This window comes from Bacteroidota bacterium (genome assembly GCA_034439655.1).
In the GTDB taxonomy this organism is placed as follows: domain Bacteria; phylum Bacteroidota; class Bacteroidia; order UKL13-3; family UKL13-3; genus CANJUD01.
In genome coordinates this window covers 1-3,540 of sequence record JAWXAU010000154.1, presented here as the reverse complement: position 1 = coordinate 3,540, position 3,540 = coordinate 1, and the positions used below count along the sequence as shown (strand labels likewise).

3 protein-coding genes are annotated in these 3,540 nt (G+C 35.2%); 2 read left to right on the top strand and 1 reads right to left on the bottom strand.

The features are described from left to right. On the bottom strand, positions 1 to 692 hold a 692-nt coding region (locus SGJ10_11295), incomplete at its 3' end, for a thioredoxin family protein (GenBank protein ID MDZ4758703.1). A 573-nt stretch (positions 693 to 1,265) separates the two neighbouring features. Between SGJ10_11295 and SGJ10_11290 the strand changes: the two genes are divergently transcribed. Both SGJ10_11290 and SGJ10_11285 read left to right on the top strand, forming a co-directional pair. Continuing rightward, positions 1,266 to 2,123 carry an ABC transporter permease gene (locus tag SGJ10_11290; GenBank protein ID MDZ4758702.1) on the top strand — a complete coding sequence of 286 codons (858 nt, stop codon included), beginning with the start codon at positions 1,266 to 1,268 and terminating at the stop codon, positions 2,121 to 2,123. A 39-nt stretch (positions 2,124 to 2,162) separates the two neighbouring features. Further along, entirely contained in the window at positions 2,163 to 3,428 is a 1,266-nt protein-coding gene (locus SGJ10_11285; protein MDZ4758701.1) for an ABC transporter ATP-binding protein, read from the top strand. Positions 3,429 to 3,540: the final 112 nt, after the last annotated feature.

Here is a 3,540-nt window from a genome sequence, read left to right as displayed (position 1 = left end):
GAAATATAGGCTTCGTATAGGTCGTTTAATTTATGTATGCGAAGGGTTCTGCCCGAAGCCATCATCTCGGCTACGCCAATAGGATTCTTTTTATAATCGGATGCGGCGTACGATTTGGCTATTGCAACTGATGCTTGGCGATAGCTTAATCCATTGGTTTCACGCATCAATTCTATTTGGCTCTTTAAGCTATTGGCCGTAAGGAATGAACGAAACTGTGTATATAATGATTCAGAATCGAGTTTCATTTCTACAGCATATTCTAAATCTGTATCGAAGCTTAGCATAATAATGGATGGTATTTTTAGTACACCATATTTTTTGGCAATTTCTTTTCCCTTTTTTGTGGTCACATTAGCTTCCATGCAAATGAAATTACTTTGTGCCCACTTTGCAAATTCAGGCTTGCCCACAATTTGGCGGGTAAAAGTACGACTGCTGATACATTTGGTTGAATGTATATATAGTAGCAATGGTTTGCGTTCTGTTTTGGCGAATTGTTTAGATAACTTCAGATTGCATTTCACCATAAAGTTCAATGGGTCTTTACCAGCAGCCATTGATGCATAAGTGAATGTGAAGATGAGAGCGATTAGAGTGAGTGAGATGCGTAAAAAGTGTTTCATGGTAGTAGGGTGTTGATTATTGAATACAAAGTTGCGGCATATCGAAAAAACTATTTTGTCAATCATTTTGAAATTCTTACACCTCTTTATCCACTCAGTGACACTTTAGTTAAAACTATATAGCATTGAATAATAGTACTATAATGTCACAGAGCATTACCTTAAAAGTCGAACATTACAATTTGCAAGTTAGTAGTAAGTGCAGTTTTCTGTGCAAATAACTTGTGAATGGCATTTTTGTTCGGCTAAATTTTAGGAAAATATCCGGAAATACAAATTTAAATTAAAGTAATACCAATTCTTAACCTAAAATAGTCTAAAGACTATTTTAGGTTTGTAGAATGGTAATGCCGAACTACATCCCGAAAGCCCCGCTTAATCCCGATAATTATCGGGATGCGGGGGAATTAGTTCCCCTTTCTTTTGGACTATTATATATTGAGTTTCGGTATAAATGCCTTTTATGCTATAGGATTTTGGTGCAAGGAGATACAGCATAGTAATCTGCTCGTACCAATTATATTTGATTGATTAAGGAATAGAGAGTAGTTTTGCAGCCCAAATAAATGAGGTTGATATAGGCTTATATACTTTAAGTTCTATTAGGATAAACCGCTATAAATTAATATTAATATAATTGTGAATCAACAGGAAGAAGAGAAATGGGATCTAGTTATTGAACCGCAAAATTCAATATTTAAATTAAACCTAAAGGCTGTTTGGAGGTACAGAGACCTATTATTATTATTGGTGAAACGCGATTTTGTTTCTTTTTATAAGCAAACTGTTTTAGGGCCATTATGGTTCTTTATACAACCCTTCTTTACTACCATAGTTTTTACTTTTATATTTGGCAACCTTGCCGGTTTAGCTCCGAGCGATATTCCAGCTCCGCTATTCTATATAGTAGGTATTACTGCCTGGAATTACTTTGCAGATTGCCTCACAAAGACTTCCACAGTTTTTAAAGACAATGCCAATATCTTCGGGAAAGTTTACTTCCCACGGCTCATTATGCCATTAAGTATTGTTACCAGTAACCTTGTCCGATTTGGAGTGCAAATGAGTTTGATGTTACTGATGATGTGTTATTTTTATTTTGTGAAGGGTTCGCATTTTCATATTACATGGGCCATATTGTTATTCCCAATATTAACCTTAATGATGGCTTTATTGGGCTTGGGCTTGGGTTTAATTATTACAGCAATGACCACCAAATATCGTGACCTCGCATTTCTAATTACATTCGGGGTGCAGTTATTAATGTATGGCACTACTGTAATTTATCCGCTTTCAAAAATCCCTGAAAAATATCGTTATATAATAGAACTTAACCCCATGACCAATATAATAGAAGGATTTAGATATGCATTTTTAGGGATTGGCGAATTCACCTTGCATGGCTTTGTTTACACAGCCGTGCTAACAATAATATTTTTAGCAATGGGTGTGATCATTTTTAACAAAACAGAAAAATCATTTGTAGATACTATCTAAGTATTCCCGAAAAACTGCACGCCCAAATTATAATAATACATGTCGCACACAGCAATCATAGTAGAGAATCTTTCCAAAATATACCGACTGGGCGAAATAGGCACGGGCACCATAAGCCACGATTTACATAGATGGTGGTCGATGAAAGTGCGAGGCAAGGAAGACCCTTTTCTCAAAATTGGTGAAACCAATGATAGGGCTAGTAAAGGAGACAGCAATATTGTATATAGTTTAAGAGATATCAATTTTGAAATAGCACAAGGTGATGCTGTTGGTATTATAGGAAGAAATGGTGCTGGTAAAAGCACTTTATTAAAACTATTGAGCCGCGTAACTTCGCCTACTACCGGCAGTATAAAAATAAAAGGAAGAGTTGCATCATTATTAGAAGTAGGAACAGGATTTCACCCAGAACTTACGGGGCGTGAAAATATATTTTTGAATGGGGCTATCTTAGGCATGCGAAAGAAAGAGATATCCAGAAAATTGGATGAGATTATTGCTTTTAGCGGGGTAGAACGATATATAGATACACCTGTAAAAAGATATAGTAGTGGTATGTATGTTCGATTGGCATTTGCGGTTGCTGCACATTTAGAATCGGAGATTATGATTGTAGATGAAGTATTGGCCGTGGGCGATGCTGAGTTTCAAAAGAAATGTTTGGGCAAAATGGGTGAGGTAAGCAAGGGGCAAGGTAGAACAGTATTGTTTGTGAGCCATAATATGGCAGCAGTTAAAAGTTTGTGCACCAGTGCTATAGTGTTGGAAAACGGAAAAGTTAAAATTAATTCTAGTACCGAAACAGCCATAGGAACTTATCTGAATGGTGATTCTGGAACCCTAAATAAAGTTACTTTTAGTGAAGCACACCAGCAAAAGGATTTTAGGATTCATGAAATAAGTGTTAATCCCATAGGGAAAACTTCAGACGATCCATTAAATGAATTTCAGGAAATAGAATTGAACACCATTTTAACCGTTTTTAATGATGAAGAAACGCTGCATTTAACCTATGTTTTAAATAATGAATATGGAGAAGCATTGTTTACTTTTACTCATGCTAATAGTGGGTTAAAATTGCGAAATGGAATGAATAAAATTAAGTGTACTTTTCCAGAAGGATTCCTCAACGTAGGGACATATTATTTAGCTTTGTATATTATAAGAAATTCAAAAGAAGCTGCTTATATTGAAAAAGATATTATGATTTTCTCTGTGCAAGAAGGACAAAGAAAATTAGGATCTTGGATGGGGAAGGAGCCCGGTTTTATTAAACCGAAGTTTAATTGGTCAATAGAATAATTATGAAGAAAATAATAAAAAAAACAATTGTAACTATTTTAGATCCGCTAGTAAAAAGAATTGGATATCTAAAAAAAAGTGATTTAGCAAAAGATCAATCGTATCATAAGGG

Excerpts from the sequence above, each read along its gene's own strand:
- SGJ10_11285 (MDZ4758701.1), top strand. The coding sequence starts at position 2,163 with ATGTCGCACACAGCAATCATAGTAGAGAATCTTTCCAAAATATACCGA.